This is a genomic window from Pseudarthrobacter raffinosi, from assembly GCF_023913835.1.
In the GTDB taxonomy this organism is placed as follows: Bacteria; Actinomycetota; Actinomycetes; order Actinomycetales; family Micrococcaceae; genus Arthrobacter; species Arthrobacter raffinosi.
Window position 1 is genome coordinate 55,865 of record NZ_JAMXBG010000008.1, and the last position, 23,364, is coordinate 79,228.

At 65.8% G+C, this 23,364-nt stretch carries 17 protein-coding genes; 5 read left to right on the forward strand and 12 right to left on the reverse strand.

The window, feature by feature from the left end; genetic code table 11:
• Positions 1-2: 2 nt before the first annotated feature.
• Both rhaI and NG697_RS09785 read right to left on the reverse strand, forming a co-directional pair.
• Positions 3-1,169: an L-rhamnose isomerase gene (gene rhaI / locus NG697_RS09780; RefSeq protein ID WP_252614078.1), complete on the reverse strand. Its 1,167-nt coding sequence runs from the start codon at positions 1,167-1,169 to the stop codon at positions 3-5.
• Positions 1,170-1,275: 106 nt separating this feature from the next.
• Entirely contained in the window at positions 1,276-1,623 is a 348-nt protein-coding gene (locus NG697_RS09785; protein WP_252614079.1) for an L-rhamnose mutarotase, read from the reverse strand.
• Positions 1,624-1,772: 149 nt separating this feature from the next.
• Here NG697_RS09785 and NG697_RS09790 point away from each other — a divergent pair, with 149 nt between their 5' ends.
• From NG697_RS09790 to NG697_RS09800, 3 genes are all read left to right on the forward strand, one after another.
• Positions 1,773-2,804, forward strand: a complete 1,032-nt coding sequence (locus NG697_RS09790; protein WP_252614080.1) for a LacI family DNA-binding transcriptional regulator — start codon at positions 1,773-1,775, stop codon at positions 2,802-2,804.
• A 107-nt stretch (positions 2,805-2,911) separates the two neighbouring features.
• Complete coding sequence (locus NG697_RS09795) at positions 2,912-3,376, forward strand: iron chaperone (protein ID WP_252614081.1); 465 nt, start codon at positions 2,912-2,914, stop codon at positions 3,374-3,376.
• A gap of 107 nt (positions 3,377-3,483) precedes the next feature.
• Positions 3,484-4,878, forward strand: a complete 1,395-nt coding sequence (locus NG697_RS09800; RefSeq protein ID WP_252610652.1) for an FAD-binding oxidoreductase — start codon at positions 3,484-3,486, stop codon at positions 4,876-4,878.
• A gap of 60 nt (positions 4,879-4,938) precedes the next feature.
• Here NG697_RS09800 and NG697_RS09805 read toward each other — a convergent pair whose 3' ends face one another.
• From NG697_RS09805 to NG697_RS09840, 8 genes are all read right to left on the reverse strand, one after another.
• Entirely contained in the window at positions 4,939-5,610 is a 672-nt protein-coding gene (locus tag NG697_RS09805; protein ID WP_252614082.1) for a DUF1961 family protein, read from the reverse strand.
• Positions 5,611-6,366, reverse strand: coding sequence for a rhamnogalacturonan acetylesterase (locus NG697_RS09810; RefSeq protein WP_252614083.1), 756 nt, complete (start codon positions 6,364-6,366; stop codon positions 5,611-5,613). It lies immediately after the preceding gene.
• Between the two features lie 50 nt (positions 6,367-6,416).
• Positions 6,417-7,289, reverse strand: coding sequence for a carbohydrate ABC transporter permease (locus NG697_RS09815; protein WP_252610659.1), 873 nt, complete (start codon positions 7,287-7,289; stop codon positions 6,417-6,419).
• Positions 7,289-8,305: an ABC transporter permease gene (locus tag NG697_RS09820; RefSeq protein WP_252610661.1), complete on the reverse strand. Its 1,017-nt coding sequence runs from the start codon at positions 8,303-8,305 to the stop codon at positions 7,289-7,291. Before NG697_RS09820 ends, NG697_RS09815 begins: the two co-directional genes overlap by 1 nt.
• A gap of 83 nt (positions 8,306-8,388) precedes the next feature.
• Entirely contained in the window at positions 8,389-9,918 is a 1,530-nt protein-coding gene (locus NG697_RS09825) for an extracellular solute-binding protein (RefSeq protein ID WP_252614084.1), read from the reverse strand.
• 83 nt (positions 9,919-10,001) lie between these two features.
• Positions 10,002-12,623: an exo-rhamnogalacturonan lyase family protein gene (locus NG697_RS09830; RefSeq protein ID WP_252610665.1), complete on the reverse strand. Its 2,622-nt coding sequence runs from the start codon at positions 12,621-12,623 to the stop codon at positions 10,002-10,004.
• Positions 12,620-14,719 (reverse strand): beta-galactosidase, encoded by a 2,100-nt coding sequence (locus NG697_RS09835; protein WP_252610667.1) that lies wholly within the window; start codon positions 14,717-14,719, stop codon positions 12,620-12,622. Before NG697_RS09835 ends, NG697_RS09830 begins: the two co-directional genes overlap by 4 nt.
• Positions 14,712-15,413, reverse strand: coding sequence for a YesL family protein (locus NG697_RS09840; protein WP_252610669.1), 702 nt, complete (start codon positions 15,411-15,413; stop codon positions 14,712-14,714). Before NG697_RS09840 ends, NG697_RS09835 begins: the two co-directional genes overlap by 8 nt.
• A 343-nt stretch (positions 15,414-15,756) precedes the next feature.
• Here NG697_RS09840 and NG697_RS09845 point away from each other — a divergent pair, with 343 nt between their 5' ends.
• Together NG697_RS09845 and NG697_RS09850 are read left to right on the forward strand one after the other, a co-directional pair.
• Entirely contained in the window at positions 15,757-17,031 is a 1,275-nt protein-coding gene (locus tag NG697_RS09845; RefSeq protein ID WP_252614085.1) for a Gfo/Idh/MocA family protein, read from the forward strand.
• A complete protein-coding gene (locus NG697_RS09850; RefSeq protein WP_252610671.1) occupies positions 17,031-20,498 on the forward strand; it encodes a family 78 glycoside hydrolase catalytic domain in 3,468 nt (1,155 codons plus the stop codon). Before NG697_RS09845 ends, NG697_RS09850 begins: the two co-directional genes overlap by 1 nt.
• Before the next feature lie 183 nt (positions 20,499-20,681).
• Here NG697_RS09850 and NG697_RS09855 read toward each other — a convergent pair whose 3' ends face one another.
• Both NG697_RS09855 and NG697_RS09860 read right to left on the reverse strand, forming a co-directional pair.
• Complete coding sequence (locus NG697_RS09855) at positions 20,682-21,971, reverse strand: ABC transporter substrate-binding protein (RefSeq protein ID WP_252610673.1); 1,290 nt, start codon at positions 21,969-21,971, stop codon at positions 20,682-20,684.
• Between the two features lie 106 nt (positions 21,972-22,077).
• Positions 22,078-23,349: an MFS transporter gene (locus NG697_RS09860; RefSeq protein WP_252610681.1), complete on the reverse strand. Its 1,272-nt coding sequence runs from the start codon at positions 23,347-23,349 to the stop codon at positions 22,078-22,080.
• Positions 23,350-23,364 lie beyond the last annotated feature (15 nt).

The window sequence follows — 23,364 nt, forward strand, 5'->3', positions numbered from 1 at the left end:
GCTTAGGCGCCCCATCCGGCTTGCTGGCCGCCTGCGCGGTCCTCGTTGATCTGTTTCTGGTAACCGCTGGCCTTGAAGGCGGCCATCGGGTCCGCGGGCAGCCCGCGGGATTCTCGCCATTCGGCCAGGATGGGCCGGACGTCCGTGTAGAACGCGTCGTTGAACAAGCCGTTGGCGGCCAGGACATCCCCGGACCGCTGGGCCTCGCTCAGGGCTGCGGTGTCCACCAGCAGGGCGCGGGCCGTCATCTCCTGGACGTTCAGGACCGAGCGGATCTGGCCCGGGATCTTCTCCTCCAGGTTGTGGCACTGATCCAGCATCAGCGCCACACCGGAATCCTTGCCGAAGCCGCCGCCACGGATTACCTCGTACATGATCCGGAACAGCTGGAACGGATCCGCGGCCCCCACGATCAGGTCATCGTCGGCGTAGAAGCGGGAGTTGAAATCAAAGGAGCCCAGCTTGCCCAGGCGCAGCAGCTGCATCACGATGAACTCGATGTTGGTGCCCGGGGCGTGGTGGCCGGTGTCCAGGCAGACCATCGCCTTATCGCCCAGCGCCAGGGTCTGCGCGTAGGAGGTACCCCAGTCCGGAACGTCGGTGTGATAGAAAGCCGGCTCGAAGAACTTGTACTCCAGGACCAGCCGCTGGTTCCCGCCCAGGCCCGCATAGATCTCCTGCAGCGACTCGGCCAACCGGTCCTGGCGTCCGCGAAGATCGTCCTGGCCCGGGTAGTTCGTGCCGTCCGCCAGCCAGACCTTCAGGTCCTGCGAGCCCGTGGCATGCATAATCTCGATGCACTCAAGGTGATGGGCGATGGCCCCGCGCCGCACCGACCCGTTCGACGACGTCAAGGAACCGAACTTGTACTCGTCATCCTGGAACGTGTTGGAATTGATGGTGCCCAGGCCTACGCCCAGGCCGGCCGCGTACTCCTTCAGGACGGCGTAGTCATCCACCTTGTCCCACGGAATATGCAGGGCCACAGTGGGGGCCAGGCCGGTCAGCTCGTGCACCTTCGCGGCGTCCGCGATCTTCTCCTGCACCGTCCGCGGCGTGCCCGGCGTGCCGAACACCTTAAAGCGCGTGCCTGAATTTCCATAGGCCCACGAGGGGACCTCGATGGCAAGCTCCCCGAGCCTGCCCAGCGCCGTTGCTACGTCATTCATGTTGGTTTCTTCCCGGTCCTTAGTGATGTGGTCTGTTGTGCTGTGGCCTGTTGTGCTGTGGTGTTTAGTGATGTGGTTCTTGCGGCCCGCCAACGGGGCCAATGCGTCAGCTGCGGGTGGACTCCGCCACCGCGAGCTGGTGGTCAAGATTGAAGACTTCGTCAAGAACCTGAAAACCTTCGTCGGGGGCCTGGCCCGGATTGTCGAACAATGTGGCCATCTCGGCCTGCCAGCGGGCATTGACCTCGGTCAGCGCCATCCGCGCCCGGACGGCGTCGAAATCGTCGCATTCGACATAGCCCACCAGGAGCCCGTCCGCGCCCAGGAACAGCGAGTAGTTGTTCCAGCCGGCGTCTTTCAACGCACGGAGCATCTCCGGCCAAACGGCAGCATGCCGGCGCCGGTATTCGTCGATCAGCCCTGGCTGGACCGAGGAGCGGAAACACACCCTCATCTGCAACTCTCCTGAACTTTCCAAGCTTTGAATCGTTTCATTATTACGATTCAAAGTACTCTTGAAGTCAAGTAGGTGTCAAGCAATTTCCAGACCACATCCGGAACTACGGGAAAAGTGCCGCACACGGCATATAAGCACGGAGAATCATGAATCGCTCAGCCAGCATCAAGGACGTCGCAAACCACGCCAGCGTTGCAGTGGGCACGGTCTCCAATGTCCTGAACTACCCGGACAGGGTTTCTCAGCGGACCAAGGAGCGGGTCCTGCGTGCCATCGACGAGCTGGGCTTCGTCCGCAATGACGCCGCCCGCCAGTTGCGCGCCGGTCACAGCAGGACCATCGGGCTGATCGTGCTCGACGTCGGCAACCCCTTCTTCACATCGGTGGTGCGGGCCGCCGAAGACGCCGCGGCACTCCAGGGCAGCGCCGTGCTCCTCGGCGACAGCGGCCACAACGCCAGCCGGGAATCCAACTACATCGACCTGTTCCAGGAACAGCGCGTCCAGGGGCTGCTCATCTCCCCCGTCGGCGACGTCACCGACCGCCTCGACCAGCTGCGTGAGCGCGGCGTGCCCACCGTCCTGGTGGACCGGCTCGCCGATGAGAGCAAGTACAGCTCCGTCTCAGTGGACGACGACGCCGGCGGGTACCTCGCTGCCCGGCACCTGCTGGACACCGGCCGCCGTCGGCTCGCCTTTGTGGGTGGCCCCGCCTCGATCCGCCAGGTGGCGGACCGCCTGCAGGGCGCGCAGCGCGCCGTGCAGGAGGAACCGGACGCCACCCTGGAGGTCCTGGATTCGGACGGCCAGACTGTGCTGGCCGGTCGGAGCGTGGGCAACATGCTCGTGGAGCGTGGGCTCGCGGACCTGCCGGATGGCATCTTCTGCGCCAACGACCTCCTGGCCCTGGGTGTGATGCAGTCGCTGACCATGACGCACAGGCTGAGGATTCCCGAGGACATTGCGCTGATCGGCTATGACGACATCGACTTTGCCGTCTCCGCGGTGGTACCCCTCTCCTCCATCCGGCAGCCCACCGAGGCGCTGGGGCGCACGGCTATCGAGCTGTTGGCCGAGGAACTCGACTCCAACACTCCAAAGCACCGGGCCGTCATCTTCACCCCCGAACTGGTGGTCCGGCAGAGCACCGCCCCGGCGAAGGGATCCTTCGCCGGCTAGGGATCTCCGCTTCGAGCAGTTATGGATTCGAGCAGTTCTGGAGAAGCCTCCTTGACGCCCGGACACTAGCGTGGACCCCAAGAGACCGCCAAGGAAGGAAACCCGCAATGACGGACACGAACAAGACCGGCACGAGCGCCAAGTCGTACGACGGCTTCGATGCAGACGAACGCGCCGCAATGAAGGAACGGGCCCAGGAGCTCAAGACGGCTACACGGCGCGGATCACGCGGCGCCAATGTTGATGGGGAGAGCGACGTGCTTGCGAAGATCGCCGAGATGCCGGAACCGGACCGCGTCATGGCGGAGCGGATTCATGCCATCATCAAGGCCAGCGCCCCGGAACTCACACCAAAGACCTGGTACGGAATGCCCGGGTATGCCAAGGACGGCAAGGTTGTCTGCTTCTTCCAAAGCTCGCACAAGTACAAGACCCGGTATTCAACCCTCGGCTTTAACGACGTGGCCGGCCTAGACGACGGCACCATGTGGCCAACCGCCTTCGCCCTCACGGAGCTCACGGCCGAGGACGAGACAAGGATCGTCGAGCTCGTGAAGAAGGCGGTCGGCTAGCGGCTCAGCTTGCCCCGGACGGGGACGCCCGAGCTCCCGCAATTTCCTCTTGCCAGTTCGTGCCAACGGTGGGACTCTGCTGGAAGAGCGAAAGGTCCGTGAGTCCCATGGCACAAAGCACGGAAATCGACGGCGTTGCTGTCGATGAATTACAAACAACCTTTCGGGGCGACCTCGTCCGTCCGGCTGACGCTGGTTACGATGAGCACCGCAAGGTGTGGAACGGATCGATTGATCGCCGTCCCGCACTCGTAGCCCGCTGCACCGGCGTCGCAGACGTGCGATCTGCCATCCGGTTCGCCCGCTCGCACAATCTGCTGGCCGCTGTGCGCGGAGGCGGACATAGCTTTCCCGGGCTGTCAGTGTGCGACGACGGAATGCTCATCGATCTCGGGCCCATGAAGGGCATCCGCGTGGACCCCGAGGCTCGGACGGTCCGCGTCCAGGCCGGCGTGCTGCTCGGCGAACTCGATCGCGAGACGCAGGAGTTCGGCCTCGCCGTCCCGTCGGGAATCGTCACGCATACCGGGGTTGCGGGCCTCACGCTGGGCGGCGGCATCGGCTGGGTCATGCGCAAGCACGGACTCACCATCGACCAGCTGCTGTCTGTGGACGTGGTCACCGCGGACGGCGAACTGGTCAGGGCCAGCGAGGATCAGAACGCCGATCTCTTCTGGGGCGTGCGGGGCGGCGGCGGGAACTTCGGCATCGTCACCGACTTCGAGTTCCGGCTGAACCCAGTGGGCCCCTACGTTATGGCTGGTCCGGTCTTCTGGCCGATGGAAGATGCCCCCGAAGTGCTCCGCTTTTACCGGGACTGGATCGCGGACTGTCCCGACGAGCTCATGACTATCGCCGTGCAGCGGAGGGCCCCGGCACTGCCGATCGTCCCGCCAGACCTGGTGGGCAAGCGCGTCCTTGCGGTCACGGCCTGCTTCGCGGGACCGGTCGAGGAGGGCGAACGGGTCCTGCGGCCGCTCAAGGAATTCGGTTCGCCCGTGCTCGATTTTTGCCGGCCCAAGCCATTCCTGGAGCATCAAAGGACGTTTGATCCGTCGTTCCCGCACGGCTGGCATTACTACGTCCGGTCGTGCGACGTCGCGGCCCTCAGCGACGACGTCATCGACGTCATGGCTGAGTACGGCAGCCGCATTACCTCGCCAGTCACCAGCGTCGCCCTGTGGCAGATGGGCGGTGCGGTGGGAAGGATCGACGACGGTGCTACCGCCTTCAACGGCCGCCAGGCCGGGTTCACGTTCAACATCAACGGCAACAGCAAGACCGCCGACGGCTTCGATGCCGAGCGCCAGTGGGCCCGGGACTATTGGTCTGCCCTGGCGCCCCACCACACCAGCGTCTACGTGAACTTCCTCATGGAAGAGGGCGAGGAACGCGTCAGGCATGCATACGGCGCCGCCAAGTACGACCGGCTCAAGGCACTCAAGCAAAAATACGACCCAACGAACTTCTTCAGGCTCAACCAGAACATCAGGCCTGACTGATGACCTTGCTATTGGATCGGAGAACGTCATGCTCAAAACCTTGGATGTGACGAGCCCCGGTCAGATTTTCTGCACTCTGAGGTTCCGGTAGGCGGCCTTCAGCGGTGCCATCTGGCGGAAGCCGATGCGGCCGCCGCCCAGCACTTTGTCCGACGGGTCCCACCATTCAAAGAGCGGCAATCCGTTGATGGCAAAGGCCACACGAGGTCCGTCCTTCACTACTCCCATCCGGTAGAAATCCACCGCATCCTCGGTAGGCGGCAGCGGATCCGCGCCCTGGGCCACCAGTTCAAAGCCGGCGCTTTTCCGGAGGTTGCAGGTACGGAAGGCCCGCTCGGACTCGTATTTGTGCCGGAAGTAGGACACGTGCAGGGCGTCGATATCGCCGGAGTGGTACTGCGGGTAGTAGCCCGTCCGCGCTTCGAGTCCGGCCGAAAACAGGTCTTGGCCGCCGTGGCCTGCGGCTGAGAAGAACAGTATGGCCAGGCCCGGCTCCGCGATGGGCAGGAACTCCCAGCTGATCCGGATGCCGTCAGGGAACTCCTCGGGGCACCAGAGTGTCCAGTGCGCGTGGTCGGCGAACTCTTCATCGTCCAGCGAGCCGGACAGCTCAAGCGCACCGTTGTGGCTTCCCGTGCTCAGCGGCCCTTCCGCCACCCAGCCGGACAGGTCCGCCGGGCCGGCGAGGGGGTTGCTGTAGAGCAGCCCGGTGCTGGCTTGCCGCGCGCCCACCTAGCCCCGCCTCGCCGTCGTGAGCACCGCCGTCGTGAGCACCGCCGTCGGAAGTACCGCCGTCGCGCTGTCCTGGGAGCCCGCCCCGCCCGGGCCGAAGCCGAGCCGCCCAAGCTGGGCGGCAACCTCCGCCGCCACGAGGGACGCACCGCGCTGGGAGAAGTGCGTATTGTCCGCCAGCCCTGCCGGCCAGAACGCGTGCTCGCCCGATCCGAAGTGGCAGAACAGGGACTGCGATTCCGCAACCCCCAGCTCCACATACAGCGCACGCGTCCAGGCGTTTAGGTCGACGGCTGGCAGCTGCAGCTCAAGCGCGAGCTCCCGGACCACGTCAGGGTAATCCTCCAGGCTGTCCTCCAGGACGCTGTCCACGCTGGAGTGTCCAGCCGGCCCGCCCAGGAAGTGCCGGCGCTCCACCGACGTGCAGAGCACCGGCACAGCGCCCAGGTCACGGACCTCCGCCACCATGGTGCGCAGGTTGGCGGCGTAACCCGTCCTGGCCGCGAGGTGGACCTTCTTCTGGTCGTTGTGCCCGAACTGGATCAGGACAAGGTCGCCCTCCGCCGCGGTTTCGAGCAGCTGCCCCCAGAGCCCTTCCTCGCGGAAGGACTCCGTGCTGGCACCGCCCTTGGCGAAGTTGTGCACCGCGGCCCAGGAGTACACGTGGCGGGGCAGGTGCGCTCCCCAGCCACTCATTGGGTACTCGTAAGTGGGGCAGTTTGCCACCGTGGAATCTCCGGCGAGCAGGATTTTCATGCTGTTGCTTTCTGTTGGTTACCAGACACCTCAGGGTGCGGCCAGGGCCGTCAGCCCTTGACCGAGCCGATGAGCATGCCCTTGGCGAAATGTTTTTGCAGGAAGGGGTAGAAGATGAGGATGGGCAGGGTGGCCACCACGATTACGGCGAACTTGATGCTTTGTTCGGGCGGGATGTAGTTGGGGTCCACGTTGCCGGTGCCGAGGAGGTCGGAGGAGGCGGTGACCTGGCGCAGGTACATCTGCAGCGTCCATTTGGAGTTGTCGCTCAGGTAGAGCAGCGGTGACATGAAGTCGTTCCAGATGCCCACGGCGTAGAACAGCGCGAACGTTGCGAGGACCGGTTTGGAGAGCGGCAGCAGGATCCGCCAGAGGATTCCTACTTCGGTGGCGCCGTCCATCTTCGCCGATTCCTCCAGCTCGGCGGGGAGTTCCTGGAAGAAGTTCTTGATGATGATCAGGCTGAACGGGTTGATGGCCGCGGGCAGGATCAGCGCCCAGTAGGAGTTGAGCAGGCCGAGGTCCTTGACGAGCAGGAAGGTGGGGATCATGCCGCCGGAGAAGACCATGGCGAAGACCACCAGGGACATGATGAGCTGGCGGCCGCGGAGGTTCCGTTTGGCCAGCGGGTAGGCCATGGTGACGGTCAGGACCAGCTGCACCACGGTGCCCACAACGGTGACCAGCACCGTGGTGACCAGGGCACGGATGAACGCGGGCGTGGAGAAGATGTATTCGTAGGCGCCCAGACTGAACTGCTCGGGCCAGACGAAGAAGGCCCGCCGGGTGATTTCCGCTTCGGTCGCGAAGGAGCCGGCGAACACGTAGACGAACGGCAGCAGCGTGATGATGCCGATCAGGCTCAGGAAGACGTAGTTGGCGGCGTCGAAGATCCGCCCGCCGGTGGTGTTGTGAATCTTCATTAGAACAGTCCGCTCTGGTTGAATCGCTTGGCCAGGGCGTTGGTGCCGAAGATCAGCACGATGCCCACCAGGGACTTGAACAGACCCACGGCGGTGGAGTAGCTGTAGGCGCCCTGGGTGATGCCCACGAAGTACACGTAGGTGTCAAAGACCTCAGCCACCCCGCGGTTCAAGGCGTTCGTCATGAGGTAGATCTGCTCGAAACCGGTGTTGAGCATCTGCCCGATCGCCAGGATCAGCATCACGATGATGGTGGAGCGGATCCCGGGCAGGGTGATGTGCCAGACCCGGCGGAACCGGCCGGCGCCGTCGATGATCGCGGCCTCGTACTGGTCCTGGTCCACGGTGGCCAGGGCGGCGAGGAAGATGATAGTCCCCCAGCCGGTGTTCTTCCAGATATCCTGCAGCACAATGAGCGGCCGGAACCAGGCCGGGTCGGAGAGGAAGTCGATGTCGGTGCCCAGGACGTTGTTGATGAACAGGAACAGCGGCCCGAAGTCCAGGGCGAAGAGCAGGAAGCTCAGCGACGCCACGATGGTCCAGGACAGGAAGTGCGGGATGTAGACGAGGGTCTGGACGGTTCGTTTGAGGATGGAGAGGCGGACCTCGTTCAGCAGCAGCGCCAGCACAATGGTCAGCGGGAACGCGATGCCCAGGCTCAGGAACGCCAGGATCAGGGTGTTGCCCAGCAGCCGGCCGAAGTCCGGGTTGGCGAAGAAATCCTGGAATTGCTGGAACCCCACCCACGGGCTGGCGTTCACACCCAGGAACGGAACGTAATCCTTGAACGCGATTGACACCCCGTACATCGGGGCGTAGCGGAACACCGCGAAATACAGCACGCCGGGCAGCAACAGCAGGTACAGCCATTTGTAATGCGCGAGATGGATCGAAAACTTGCCGCGCGGGACCTTCGGGGGCTTGGCGGGTTTCTTAGCTTTGCCTTGGCCGGACTCCGTGCCGGCTCCGTCGCCGGCGCCGATGTTCGAGGCCAGTGCGTCTGTCAGTTGCGACATTCAGGCCTCCTTTCTGGTGGTAAGGATCCGCCGCCGGCCGGCCCGCAGGGTGTGCGGACCGGCCGGGCGGCGCCGGAGGTCTGTTACTTGCTGTCCTGCCAGAGCTTGTTGATCTCTTCCTGGACCTTGTCGCCGCCGCTGGTCTTCCACAGTTTGATGGCGTCCTTCAGTCCTTGCTCATCGATTTGGCCGGCCAGGTACTTGATCCGGGCGTCCGCCACGATGTTGTCCAGCTGCGCGCCCTTCGCCACGTAAGTGGGTGACACGAAAGCCGCGGCCGGGTTGTAAACGGCGCTCTTCAGATCCTCGGCCATGACCTCAACGCGCTTGTCGAAGACTTTCTGCTCGTAATCCGACGCCTGCTTGACCGGGTAGAAGTTGTTGCCGGTGACGTTGGTGCCCAGCTGCGCGTAGCTCTTGATGTCCGTGTTGACGACCTTGCCCTCGGGGGTTTCGGGCTTGATGGTGGCTGCCTTGCCGTCCTCGACGGCGAAGTTCACGCCTTCGATGCCGTTGTTGAAAAGCGTGGCTACTTCCTTGCCGTTCATGGTGTTCAGGAACTCCAGCACCGTTTTCAGCTCAGCCTCGGTGCGGACGCTGGTCTTGGGAATGGCCAGGAAGCCTGAGTAACCATCGGTCGGGTGTGCGTTGAGTTCGCCGTCCGGTCCCTTGAGGTTGCCGACGAAACCCACTTTGTTTTCGAAGTCGTTGGGGTTGGCCTGCTTGAAGAGGTTGATGAGGACACTGACGCGGGAGTCGACGTCGACAATGATGCCGCCCTTGCCGTTGAAGAACGGCTCGTTCCACTTAGTGCCGTCGAACGTGGCGAAGTCGGGGTTGATGAGCTTCTCGTCCAACATCTTTTTGACGAAGCGGTTGGCTTCGAGGAACTCCTCGGTCTCGAAGCTCGGGATCAGCTTGCCGTCCTTTTTGGTCCACCGGTTACCGGCGCCGTACCATTCTTCGATGATGTCGTAGGGGCTGTTGGATCCCAGCGCACCCCATTTGGGGATGGTGATGCCCCAGGTGTCATCCTGCCCGTTGCCGTCCGGGTCCTGTTCGGTGAAGGCCTTGGCCACGTTGTAGAGATCCTCCGTGGTTTCCGGAGCTTTCAGGCCCAGCTTGTCCAGCCAGTCCTGGCGGAACATCACGGCCGCACGCATCGGTCCGCGTGCCCGAAAGATGCCGTAGACCTTGCCATTAACGCTGGCGTTGTTCTGCACCTCCGGGAAGGTGGTCTTGAGGTTGGGGTACTCGTCCAACTTGTCCGTGAGGTCCCAGAAGGCGCCGGCCTCAGCGTTCTTGACGAACCCGGGGGATTTGCTCTGGACCACCAGGACGTGCGGGATCTCAGATGAGGCAAGGGTGATGTTCATCTTGTCTTCGTAGGAGGCGTTCGGCGTCCAGGTGATGTTGACGTCCTTGCCGGTGAGTTCCTCCAATTTCTGCTGCACGGCTCCGTCAGGTGTGGGCGGCTGTGCTTCCAGGAACGGAGCCATCACGTTGATCGTTGAGAGGTCCGCCGACGGGGTCTCACCGCCCCCGCATGCAGTCAGAGTCAGTGCCGTGGCGGTCACGACGGCGGCGGCCAGGCTGAGTTTTCTGGTGATCATGTTGTTCCTTTGTCCACTTCTTCGGGGTTGGGTCCGGCAGTTCAGTTCACCGGGGTCGGTTGGTGCAGTTGTGTTGGTGCTGTTCAGTTGGTGATGCGGGTCAGGTCACGGGGGTGCCTGGCCCAGCGGGGCTCCCCCGGCGGGCCGATCAGTTCCAGGCAGAGCATGGCGTTGAGGCCCCACTGGGAGGCCCAGTTGGTGGAGATGTTGGGGTGTTCGACGACGGGACGCCAGGTCTGTGCCTGCTGCAGCGATGCGGCGAACGGGGTTGTCAGCCCGCCCCCGGCGTTCTCCAGCAGGATTTTCCAGGCAGTGGCAGCGAGTTCCTCGTCGCGGTAGCACCAGGCGCCGTAGGCCATCATTCCGGTGGCCATGGACGGCCAACTGAAGTGGGTGTCGTCCAGTGCGCCGCCGGTGAGACGCTGCTTTTCGGCTTCCGGCAGGGCGTAGAACCTGCCGAAGTCGGCGAGCATCCGGCGGAAGCCGCCATGGTCCAGCGCCTCGGCCACCTCCATCCACACCTGCGGGGCGCCGAAGGCGATGATCATGTGGAAGCCGCCCTCTGTCCCGGTGAACATGTGGTGCAGGTCCAGGGCCGAGGCGTCAAGCTCCAGGGTGGGTCCGGAGAGCAGCCCGTGGGGCATGGCCTCAAGCTGGCCGATGCCCTTGGTGATCCGGTCCTTCCACTGGGTGTCGCCGGTGCGTTCCCATTCGCTGAACCAGTTGGACACCAGGGCGGACCAGTCGGGCCCTATCCGGATGTGCGTCCGTTCCGGGGTCCGCTCGTAGAACTCACGCATGGGGTCCATCCGGTCCAGCGCGTGCTCGGCGTCGCGGACCTCGGAGAGAAGCTCGCCGATACGTTCGTCCCCGGTGAGGAAGTAGTAGTAGCGGTGAAGGCCGGCCATGCTGATCCGGACCTCCTTGCAACCGCAGCCCCAGTGGACCACGTTGTGGCGGGACCCCAGCTGGGAGTACTCGCCGAAGTGGTGCCGGTCCACTTCCGCGCTGTGCCAGGTCATGGCCTCGGCGAGGCGGAAGGCGCGTGCGTCGCCGCTGCGCAGGAACGACTGCCAGAGCCACATGTTGGGCGCCAGTTCGTTGTTGGCCCAGGCGAAGCCTCCGAGATCATAACGCCACTGGTGGCGGTACTGGTCGTAGCTGTGCATAAAGTCGCCGTAGTTCCAGTAGCCGTACCAGCCGCGCTGTTCCACTTCCTGGGTGTAGAACTCCACGAGTCCGTCGAGCCGCCGTTCCACGGCCGCGCCGGCGGGCACCGTCGCCGGCAGCCCCCATGTGGTTCCGGCGGCGCGGGAGGAGTAGTACAGCTCCGGTTCGCAGACGGGTAGGGCGGGCTGCTGGCGTTCGCAGGCCAGTTCCCACAGCCAGTCGCTGGACGGTGAAGAGTCCACGAAGTCAAAGGAGATGTGGGACGTGTTGGCCACACCTTCCGGGGTGGAGCGAAGTTCGTCGAAGCCCTCGTAGGCGCTGGGCACGTGGCATTCATCCGTGTAGTGACGCAGGTCCATGGGTTCCACTGACTCGGCCCAGGACCAGGCAGTGAACGCGGCGGAATCCCCGGCCATGCCGTCCACTTCCAGGGCCGCCGGGAATTTCTGCCAGAAGCCGCGCAGGGTGACGGCCACGCCGCCAGTGGCGTCCCCGGCGTACAACAGTCCCTGGCTGCGGTGGCCCTTGCCCATCCGGACGGGCAGCAGCCTGGCTTTGGTCTGCTTCTCCAGCCGGAAGTAGTCCTCGGATTCCTGCGTCAGCCGGAAGTTGGACCAGACAGCATTCTGCCGCCCGACGGCGAACACCGCCGCGGTTTCCGCCGTCTCACTGACGGCCTGGCCGGCGAGCTGGCGGGCGTAGTCAGGGTTGTCGCCGCTGAATGGCCTGCTGTAGAGGGACTGCACGGGTTCGGTGTAGACGGCCGTGTCCCCCGCGATGCTGACGCGGCGGTTCAGCAGGACCCCGTTGAGGCTGCGGTCCAGCCGCAACCCGACGCCCTTGATGATCCGGTCCTTGGCCGCGTCCTGGAACAGCAGTGTCTGCGTAACCTGAACGGTGGCCTGCCCGGCGAAGAACGTGAGGCGGATGATGAACCGGAGCAATTCGGTGCCTCGCGCGGCGACAGACCCCTCAAGCCGGACCACCGTCCGCACGGAGCCTGGCGTCTCGATGTCCGCGGACTCGACGCTGGCCTGGGCATCCGGTGTACTGACCACCAGCCGCAGGGCATCGCCGAGCTGCCGTCCGTCCGGCGCAGTGAACGGGCCGGTGAGCTCGCCAGCCGCCTTCCGGGGGCCGGCACCCGCCGCCTGGCTACCGGTGGCGATGGTCACCGTGAAGGCGCCGGTGTCCACGCGGATGGTGCCGCCGTCGAAGGAGGCCAACGGGCGGGTCGGCAAGGCGTCGGACAGTGCCCGCCCGGATCCCAAGGCTGGTGCCGGCTCCGAGGCGAACGCACCCGCCAGCACCGGCTCCAGGGCAGCAGCCTCACTGGCGGCCGGAACCACGGCGGCATGGGCGGTCCATTTAACACTGCCGTCCGGCCAGTAGGCCAGCGGCCTGGCCTCATGGGCCAACGCTGCGTCTGCCAGCCGAATGCCGGGGACGCCCGCTGCCTCCAATTCCCCCTGCGCCCACGGCCTGCCGAACTGCACAGCCGTGTCCACGCGTGGTGCCTGCTCAAGCCATTTCACAGTGAGTGCTCCTCTTTGATGTCTTCCAGAACCAGATAGTCGTAGGCGCCCAGGGTGTGGACGCCGGCGGGAAGGGTAAGCGCGGGGTGGCTGGTGTGGCTGCCGTTGTGGGCATGGACGGCCTGCTTGCCCAGCAGTTTGCGGGCGGGCCGCAGGAGAGTAAACGCTCCCGGCTCGCCGCCCATGTTGACCAGCCAGTGCTGCAACCGGCCGTTGCGCCAGCGCTGATATCCGGCCACCGTGCCACCCGCGGTGCGGACGCGCGGCAGCACCCCGGCGCACGCGTACTCGACGACGGCAGCCAGCGGCGCGCCGCCGCCGTCGTCCGGTCCGCCGGTTCCCGCGCCGGCCCCTGGATAGGAACCGAGCAGGATCATCCGGCCGGCGCCGATCCGGCGTTCGGTGGCGAATTCAAGGCCCTCGGCGGGACCGACGGTGACCGTGCCGAGCGCCGTGGCCGCACCAGGCGCGTCATTTTCTGGGAGCCTGAAGAACGTGCTCATCCGGGAGAGGTCGACGTCGTGGCCCAGGATGCTGCCCCGGGAACCTGACCCGGTGGCCGGGAACTGGAAGACGGATTCGACGCCGGCGGCGGCCTCCAGCCCGCCGAGGGCGGAGTCGGCATGCCATGTGTGGTGCTCCGTACGGCCTCCGGTGCCGGGCCCGCAGACCCACGTGCCGCCGTCGTGCACCCACTGCAGGATCCGCTCCCGGTCCTGCTCTGGGAGGTGGTGGACGAACGGGGTGAACAGCACGCGGAAGCCGGCGAGGGAGGCCTCCACCGGAAGCAGTGACCGCTGGATTCCGGCCCGGACCAGTCCTGCGTAGATCGCCGAGATCAGTCCGCGGTAGCCAACCCTGTCGCCCGCTTCGGTCTCCAGGAATCCCTTGGCGTGGTCCGAGTAGTGGACGGCGACGGCGGGCTGGGCCGGGCTGCTGTGGTCCAGCAGCGGCTTCACCGCCGGGAGCAGCCTGCCTATTGCGTCGGCGCTGGCGTGGCCGATGGTGGGCTGGCCCCAGGCGCTGACCACCGAACCGTGCGCCTGTTCGCTGCCGCCGCGGTGCTGGCGGAAGTGCCAGAACAGGAATCCGGCGGACCCTGAGGCGTAGTTGGCGAAGGCCTCCGCTTCCGCGAACCCGTGCGGGTGCGGCACGCCGTAGTGCCGCACCGAGCCGCCGTGGCTGGGACTGGTCTCCATCAGGACCGTGCGGCGGGACTTTGCCAGCCGCGGGAAGTAGTCCAGGTTCATCAGGAACGCGGAATGGTTGTTGGCCGAGGGGTAGGTGTCGAAGCTGGAGAAGTCCAGGTGCTCGAAGAGCGCGGCGTTGTCCAGGTCGAAGCCGAAGCCGCTGTTGTGGGTCACGGGAAGACTGCTGTGGACTCGGATGATGCCCGACTGTTCGCGGGCAAACCCGTTGATGCTCTCCTGGCTGAACAGCCTGAAATCGTTGACCAGCGAGGTGTTGTGGAGGAACGGCGTGGGGCCGGGAAGGGGCACCTGCGCAAAGCTTTGATACGTTTCACTCCAGACCGCGGAATGCCACGCCTGGTTGAGCAGATCAACCTCCTGGTAGCGCGCGGCCAGCCAGCCGGTCCAGAGGTCACGGCAAGTTGCGCAGTGGCAGCCGCCCACGTGGGACTTGAACTCGTTGTCCAACTGCCACGCGAGAACCCTCCGGTCATTCCCGACGGCGGCCGCCATGGACTTGGTTATCCGTGCGGCGCGGTCGCGGAAAACGGGATTGTTGGTGCAGATGTGCTGCCGGGAGCCGTGACCCAGGGCAACGCCGTCGGCCGTGTGGTGCAGGCGTTCCGGGTGGCCGTGGGTGAGCCAGACCGGCGGGGTGGCCGTGGGTGTGCAGACTATGGCGCTGAGCCCGCTGGCGCCGAGCACCTCGAGGGCGCGGTCCAGGACGTCCAGGCAAATCTCCCCATCCTCGGGTTCCAGGGCGGACCACATGAACTCTCCCAGCCTGGCCGTGTTCATGCCGAGCCGGCGCATGTGGGCAGCGTCGGCGGCGAAGGTAGCCACGTCCAGGACCTCGGGATAGACGGCCGCGCCATACAGGAGCCGGCCGTCAAAAAGGTCACCCAACAGGTGCCCCCTGCTGGCTGGGCAGGGCGACGGCGGGGTGCGCGTCGCCGTCGGCAGCCTCCTGCAGCGCGGCCAAGGCGGCGACGGACTCGTCATTGGCGGCAAAGAACCGGTCGCACAGCCAGCCGGTCACGTACAGCCAGGCGCCGATGCTGAAGAAGGGGATAAGTCCAGGCAGGGCGCGGCTCGCGTAGACGGCTGCGGCTGTGATGAACAGCAGGATGACGGTGCCCGCCAGGTGACGGACAGCAAAACGGGAGCAGATCATCAGGTACTGGCCCAGCGGCAGTTCGTAGCGGGCGTACATCGGGAAGAGGTAGCAGACCACCCCGGCGAGGAAGATGGCGGCAACAAACGTGCCGGCTGCGACCAGCTGGGACATCAGGCCCCGGGCGCCGGACGAGTAGTTCCAGTTCATCGCCAGGGCCACTGCCACCGCCATGACGGGCAACGCCAGAGCGTTGGCACCGACGAAGTTCGCGAAGTATTCACGGGTGAACGACTTGAGCAGCGGGGCGGCTTCTCCCCGCACCCGGCGCCGGACCAGGATCTGCGCCGCGGCCGTTGCAGGACCTGCACCCAGGACACCCAGGCCCAGCAGGGTGAAAAGGATCCACAGCACGTTGAGGCAGGCAATCCAGAGCAGGGTGTCAAAGAACGAGTAGGCGCGTGCACTGAAACTTCCAGCCAGCATGGCAAAGCTCCTTCGGTTCTCCATCGTTGCAGAAACGCGTCCATAAGTGGCGGGCGTCACCTGAGTAATCGGTTTCTCGAAATCTAGACCCCTCATGGCGGGTGGGTCAAGCTAATTTTTGAATCGTTACATTACTGGACTCGGCAGCCCGCCATAGTCCACACTGGACCTTGGAAAGCGCTTGCCGGATGATGTATCAGCGAGCGCCAAGGGCGAGCCAGCCCCGTATCCGCCTGCCAGCGCCGGTATCGCGGGAACGCCGCATCGTCCGCCCCGGCTCCGTCACGACGGCCGCCGGGGCCAAGATTTTGTGCCTGCGGGCAGAAACGGAGATCCATTGGGAATGCCAGCCGGCACCGCCGCCGAGTCACAGTCCCGGTCTGCAGATCCTGTCCAGACCGGCGATCTTGAGGCCCAGGATCCTGTCCGGACCGAATGTCCTAACCCGGCCCCGGCACCCGCGCCGGAGCAAGTCCGCCCGGCCCGCGTGGCGCTGGTAGGCATCCACGGCTTCGGCACGCACCACCTGGGCAACCTTCAACGGCTTCAGGAGTCCGGCGTCGTCGAACTCGTAGCGGTAGCCGATCCCCATCCGCCGGAACCGGGGTCCGTGCCGGCCACGGCCGCCGTGTTCCCGGGGCTGACCGAACTCCTGGCGGGCACCCCGGACCTGGACGTGATCATCGTGGCCACTCCCATCCAGACCCACGCCCCGCTGGGCCTCGCCGCCATGGCCACAACAGCGGATCTCTATCTGGAGAAGCCCCCGGTCGCGTCGCTGGCCGATTTCAACACGCTGTGCGACGCCGCCCAGGCATCCGGCCGGAGCGTGCAGATCGGCTTCCAAAGCCTGGGGTCACACGCGCTGCGGGCCATCGAGGAACTCGTCGCCAACGGCACCATCGGCACCCTCGAAGGCTTCTCGGCAACCGGCCGTTGGGTCCGCAACAGGGCCTACTACAAGCGCTCCCGCTGGGCCGGGAAGCGGAGCATTGACGGCGTCGACGTGGTTGACGGGGTCGCCACCAATCCCCTGGCCCACGCCGTGGCCACCGCATTGCGCATCGCCGGCGCCCGCACCATCGAAGATGTCGCCTCGGTGGAAACCGATCTCTACCGGGCCAATGACATCGAATCCGACGACACCTCCGTCATCCGGATCCGCACCGCCAAGGGACTTCCCGTCACCTGCGCACTCACCATCTGCGCCACCGAATCCGCGGAACCCTATGTCACACTGCAGGGCTCGCGGGGCCAGGCCGTGTTCCACTACACCGAAGACCGCCTCACCGTGACCACCCCTGCCGGGCAGACCGAGGAGGTCTTCGGCCGCGACGACCTCACGGAGAACCTGCTGGCCCACCGCTGCGAAGGCAGGGAACTCATCAGTCCGCTCCTGGACAGCGGAGCCTTCATGCTGGTGCTCGAAGCCATCCGGACCGCATCGCTGCCGGCCCTGATCGACGGCGCCTACGTCCATTGGGAAGGTGACGGCGACGCCGCGCACGCCGTCGTCGTCGGGATCGAGGAAGCCCTGGAGCGTGCCACGCAAGAGCATGCGACTTTCAGCGAGCTTGGACTGCCCTGGGCCCTCGCAGCACGCGGAACTGCTTCCTGATGGGCGTCTCCCCCACCCAGGAAGCAACCCCCACACTGACCCGCCAAGGCGAGTTGCGGGCTGGCGGCCTGCTGACCGACAGCCTCTCCCCCTGCCTCACCGCCTCGCTGCGCCCGGTGTTCGGGTGGACACTGAGCCAGCCGGACGACGCCAGCCGCGCCGCGGCCCGGCAGACGGGCTACGAAATCGCCGTCGAGGATTCGGCCGGGGCGGAGGTCTGGCACTCCGGACCCATGCCCTCCTTCCGCCAAGCAGGGATTCCCTACGGCGGGCCGGACCTGGCCGAGGACTCGGACTACAGCTGGCGGGTCCGGGTGAGTGACGCCGGAGGCTACGCCAGCCCCTGGTCCGAAGCCGCGTCGTTTAGCACTGGACTTTCGGACAGCGGATGGGGTGCCGACTGGATCCACCGGGCCCCGGGCGGCCGGGCTCCGCTGGACGTCCTCGAAGGCGCCCTTCGCGTCGCTGGCTCCCCTTTCCTGCCCATTCCCTGCCCTCCCGTCCGCTGTTTCTTGCTGGAGGCACGCCTCCGGCCGGTGATGGGATGGGCCGGGCTGCTCCTCCGCAGCAGCGGCTCGGGCACTGGATTGCTGCTGGAACTGAACACGGCGGGCAATGTGGTGCTCCGCCGCGCCCCGGAATGGGACATCCCGGCCCCTGCCACTCCGGACACCGACGTGCTGGCCAGCGCCCAGCTGGAACGCAACGCCGCTGCCAGCCAGGAACGACTGCCCGGCAAGGACCTAGTCCCCGGCACCTGGCAGGATCTCACGGTTTCCGACGACGGCACCACCATCACCGTGACCCTCGACGGCGTTGAACTGCTTACCGTCAACGAGCCGCTCCCCGCGGGGTTCGAGGGCCGGCTCGCCCTGCATCAGGGTCCCCGCAGCCAGGCCGAGTACGCCTCGCTGCGGATTACTGACGGCGCCCGTAGCGGTTCAGCTGCCGGTGCTTCCGTCGACACTGTTTCTGCTGACGCCACTCCCGGGGGCGCGGTACTCCTGGACCACCGATTCAGCGCCGGCCCGGAAGAGGCCCGTGCGTTCCTGGGGCACTGGGCAGGCACCACGGCGCACCGGCAGCCCGACGAATGGACACTTTTCCGCAGCACCGTCCTGATCACGGGAATTGTTGCCCGGGCACGCCTCTTTGTGGCTGCGAGCCATCACGCGCAGGTGGCGTTGGACGGAAACGCCTGCCTCAGCACAACCTCCTTCGGCTACCCCGGCGAGGGATATTACGACGCCGCCGACGTCACCGCGCTGCTCGCGGCCCACACCCCCGGAGTGCCGAAACAGTCGGGTCAGCAAGTCCAGCCAGCGCTGCCCGGCCAGCGGGCCCAGCAGCAGCCCGTCGAGATTCCCCTGACCGCCCTACTGCACTGGTACGGCCCCGGTCAGGGCAGGGCTGCCAGCGTACCGGCCCTGCTGGTCCGCCTCAGCGTGGACTACACGGACGGGCGCCGCGAGGTCTTCGGCTCCGGTTCGAACTGGACCGCTGCCGAGGCGCCGTACCGGCAAGCGGGCTACCGGAACGATGAGGGCGACCCTGTAGAGCACCTGGACGGGCAGGCAGCGGCCGCCCTGGATGCAAGCCAGGACATGCCACCGGCCCTGACCTACGGTCCCCATCCCGTCCCGGAGTTCCCTGCCCTGCACCCCCGCCGCACCTCCTTGTCCGAGGAGTTTGTTGCCCCGGAGTCTTTCCTAACCGCAGCCGACGGAACGCTGGTGGCGGATTTCGGCCGGGTCATCCCGGCACGTCCGGAGGTGGACTTCCGTACCGGCGTGGCCGGGCGGACCCTGATGATCCGGGCGGGCTACGTCCTGAACGCGGACGGCCGCGTGGACACCGGCAAAACGGCCAGCCAGAACACCGATATGTCCTTCCCCTACACCCAGGCCCAGGGCCCGCAGCGGTTCCGCGCCACCGTGCACCTGGGCTTCCGGTACCTGGAACTCCCCGGGACGGAGGCATCGGACGTGACCCGGGTGGGCGCCGTCGTGATCCACGGCCGGCACCCGCACGAAGGGAGCTTCAGCAGCTCCAACCCCACGCTGGACGCGGTGTTCCGGTTGCTGCGCGATTCCGCTCTGCACGGGGTCCAGGAACAGTTCGTCGACACCCCCACCCGGGAAAAAGGCCAGTTCCTCGCCGACGCCGTCAACATCTCCTACGCCACCATGGCCCTGTTCGGCGAGCACGCCTACACCGCGCAGGCGCTGCGTGAGTTCGGCTGGTCGGCCGGCCGCTACTGGACCGACGGCGCGGACCTGGGCCGCTACAACGCTGTTTACCCCAACGGCGACGGGAAACGGGACATCCCCGACTTTTCGCTCATGATGCCGGAATGGGCCGAGGAATACCACCTGCGGACCGGAGACCTCGCCCTAGTGACGGAACTGCTCCCGCGCCTCCGTGCCACTGCCGACTATGCACTGCGGTACCTCGCCACGGAAGGCCCGACGGCGGGACTGGTCGCCGAACTCGGCGGCGGCTCCGGCCCGTACCTGCACGGCATCGTGGACTGGCCCGTCCCCGGCCGGTTCGGCTACGACATGGACTGCGCCGCCAAAACCACCGTCAACGCGCAGGCGTACTCGGCCCTGATCTCCACCGCACGGCTCTGCAGCCTCGCCGGCCAGGAGGACGCGGCTGTCCGGTACGCCGGCCGTGCCGGGGCACTCGCGGAAAGCATCCGCACGCGCCTGCGCGTGGGCGGCGTGATGGTGGACGGCCTGCACGCCGACGGCACACCCAGCACCCACGCGTCCCAGCACGCCACGTCATTCCCGTTGTCCCTGGGCATCACAGACTCGGACTACGCAACGGCCGACGCCGAGCGGATCGCCGGGCAAGGCATGCGGCAGGGACCCATGACCGTGCACCGGCTGGTACGGGCGCTTCTGTCCGAGGGGCGGACAGAAGCCGTGCTTGATCTGCTCACATCGCCAGACCAGCCCGGCTGGGCCCGGCTCCTCGAGTCCGGCGCCAGCTTCACCTGGGAAGCCTGGGAGCTGGTGGACGGCACGGACTACAGCCAGTCCCACGCCTGGTCCGCGTCAGTGGTGAAGGAAATCCTGGAGTTCCTGCTCGGCGTCCGGGTAAGCGTCCCCGGAGGCACCGAAGTGATTATCGAGCCGCCTGTGTGCAGCCTGGAGCACGCCAAGGGAAATGTGCCGCTGCCCAACGGCGCCGTCGACGTCGCTTGGCGGCGGACTGCCACTGGAATACAGCTGGAGTGCACGATTCCCGCGGGCGTCACCGCCACCGTCAGGCTCCCCTCCGGCGGCACTTACGGAATCCAAGGGCCGACGGCGGGACCCGCCGTCGTGCATTCCGGTTCTGGCGGTGCCGCAAACAGTGGCGAGCGCGGCGGCGCCGGGACCATCAATGGCAAGACTTCGCGTGATTTCCGCATCCACACCGGCTCCTGGACCTTCACGCCATCCAACGAGCCCTAAAGGCGACGGACGCGCCCCACTCAAACCCCCAAGTAAGTAGCGCTTACTGTCGCTATGAGGCGTCAAAACGACAGTTAGCGCTACCTAGTTGGGGTGGGGGCAGCAAAGGAAACGACGCCGGATGCGGTTCGTATCCGGCGTCGTCCTCGTCTGGGTGACCCGAGCCTGGGGTGTCCCGCCCGTTTAGCTGAGGGAAATCTTGATTTCCTCGATCGACTTCTTCGCCGCTTCCTGCGGGGAAATCCTGCTGAAGTGCACCTCAGTGGCGTACCGGGTCAGGACTTCGGAAACCGCACTTGATCCGGCCGGAGGCACGGCCGGGGCCTCGCCTACTTCGTCGGCAATGTCATCGATGAATTTTGCCGTCAGCGCGTCGGTGGGCGACAGCTTCAGTGCCACGGCCTTGCGCACGTCCGAATTGCCCGGGATGCCGCGGTCTGCCAGCCCGATCTCGCCGGCTTCAACACTGTTGGCCAGGAAGTCGATGAACTTTTGGGTCTCCGCGGGATACTTGGTCCGGGAACTGGCCGACCAGAACTGCGAAGCCTTGTAGAACTGCTCGGCTTTCATGGCGTCGCCCTCGACACTCGGCGGACGGTGGATTTCCAGGGCCTGCCCTGAGGCTGTGCTCAGGGCAGCCAGCTGGTTGGACCACACCCACCCCATGGCAAAACGGTTCGTTGCCAGGCCCTGCTGGTCCAACGGTGCGCTGGCCTCTTCAGTCAGAACGGACGCACGCGGAACGGCTTTGGCGTCCCGCAGACCGGCTTGCATCTCGAAGTATTCGGTGGCATCGGCCTCGTCAAAGCCCAGGCCGCCGTCGTTGGTGAACAGGGACTTCCCGTGCTGCCGCATCCAGAGGTTGAAGGAGGCATCCCCGACGACGCCGCCGGAACCGTAGACGCCTTCCTTGCTCTTGCTGGTGATGTCGGCTGCCGTCTCCTTGTAGTCATCCCAGGTCCAGCTCGAATCATCAGGCAGTGACACCCCACTGGCGGACAGCAGCGCCGGATTGGCCAGGACCACCAGTGCGTTCATACCCGCCGTGACGGCGAACTGCCCCCCGTCCGTCTTGCCGGCATCCGCGGCGGCCTTATCGAACTTGGACAGATCCACGTCCTTGAGTTCCAGCAGGGCCCCGCGTTCAGCGTATTCGCCAAGGTACTGGGCATCCATCTGGATGATGTCCGGGGCGTCCTGCGAGGCAACCTGGGTGGCCAGCTTGTCCCAGTAGCCGGACCAGTCGCCGTATTCTCCCTTAATCTTGACGTTGGGGTTTTCCGCTTCGAAGGCAGCAATCAGCTTCTCAGTCATCTTGTGCCGCACATCGGAGCCCCACCAGCTGAAACGCAAGGTCACCGTTCCGTCGGAGGCAGCCGGCGTGCTAGCGCCGCACCCGGTGAGGGCCAGGGCCAGCACGGCTATAACAGCCGCGGCTTTGGGAATTCTGGATTTTCGGGCGCGTAAAAGCATTCGTTGTCCTTTGGTCTGGCAGTCGATAACGTCTCAGAAACCGCTTTCTCACAGAGTAGATGTGAGCCCCACCACGCGTCAAGAACGCACACAAACTTACTTTTCCTCACAGTGGCCGTGTGTTCCGCACACTCCGCGAATTCAGCCACAACAAAACTCCGACGACGGCCGCGGACAGCATGGCCAGCGCACCGGTGACCACCAGGCCTGTCCGCACGCCAAACTCCTCCGTCAGCCAGCCCGCCAGCAGGCCACCCAAAGCATGCCCGCCCAGCAGCAATGGCAGGTAAAGCGCCATCACCCTCCCCCGGACTTCGGGCCCCGCCTCCACCTGCACAGCTGTCGCGGCGCTCGTCAGGAACACCAGGGTCATCAGGCCCACCACGGCAAGCATCACGGTGAAAGCGACCAGGCTGGGCATCAGCGCGGCAACCAGCTGCGAAAGCCCAAAGAGTCCGGCTGCGGCCACGATTCCCTTGCGGCCCATGCCCCTCAGTCGCGCGGCGAGCAGCGCACCCGCCAGGGCGCCGACGGCACCCACGGTGTTGAACAGGCCGAACCCCGCCGCACCGTTGTGCCACACGCGCTCGGCGAACGCGGTCAGCACCACCGGACCGTTCATTCCAAAGGCCCCCAGCAGGCCGGCCAGGACAATGAGCAGCAGCAGCGATGGCCGTTCCCGGACGTACCGGAAGCCGGCCAGAAGCTGGCCGCGTCCCCGGGTTGCAGGGGCTGTGAGGTGCAGGAGCGCCGGCCGGACGGCGGCGATCATGACCAGCACGAGCACGGAAAGCAGGGCGTTCGCGGCGAAGGCGGCGGAGGATCCCGCGTGGGCGATCACCACCCCACCAAGGGCTGGTCCCACCATGGCGCCAAACTGGCCGATCGCGTTGTTGACTCCGATGGCGGGCCTCAGCCCGGCGTCGCCCACCACTTCGTTGATGAAAACCTGGCGCGCCGGACCGTCGACGGCGGACGTCACTCCCAGCGCAATGCAGCTTCCGTACACCGCCCACACGGTGATATTTCCACTGGCGTCCCACGCGGCCAGTCCCAGGGCCAGCAGTGCGATCACGGACTGGCACACCATCATGACGCTGCGCTTGGGAAACATGTCTACCAGCAGGCCGCTGAGCGGACCGATGACAAGCATCGGCAGGAACTGCAGCGCCACGGCGATCCCGACGGCGGCCGGGCTCCCCGTCAGTTGCAGCACCAGCCAGTCCTGGGCGAGCCTCTGCATCCACACGCCCATGCTTCCGGCGAAGGTCATGCCCATATACAGGCGGTAGTTGTGCTGCGTCAGCGGCTGGTACCAGCGGACCCGACTTTGGGACGTGTGAAGGGATTCTGCGGACTTTGGGCTGTCGGAAGACACGTCTGGCTCAACTCG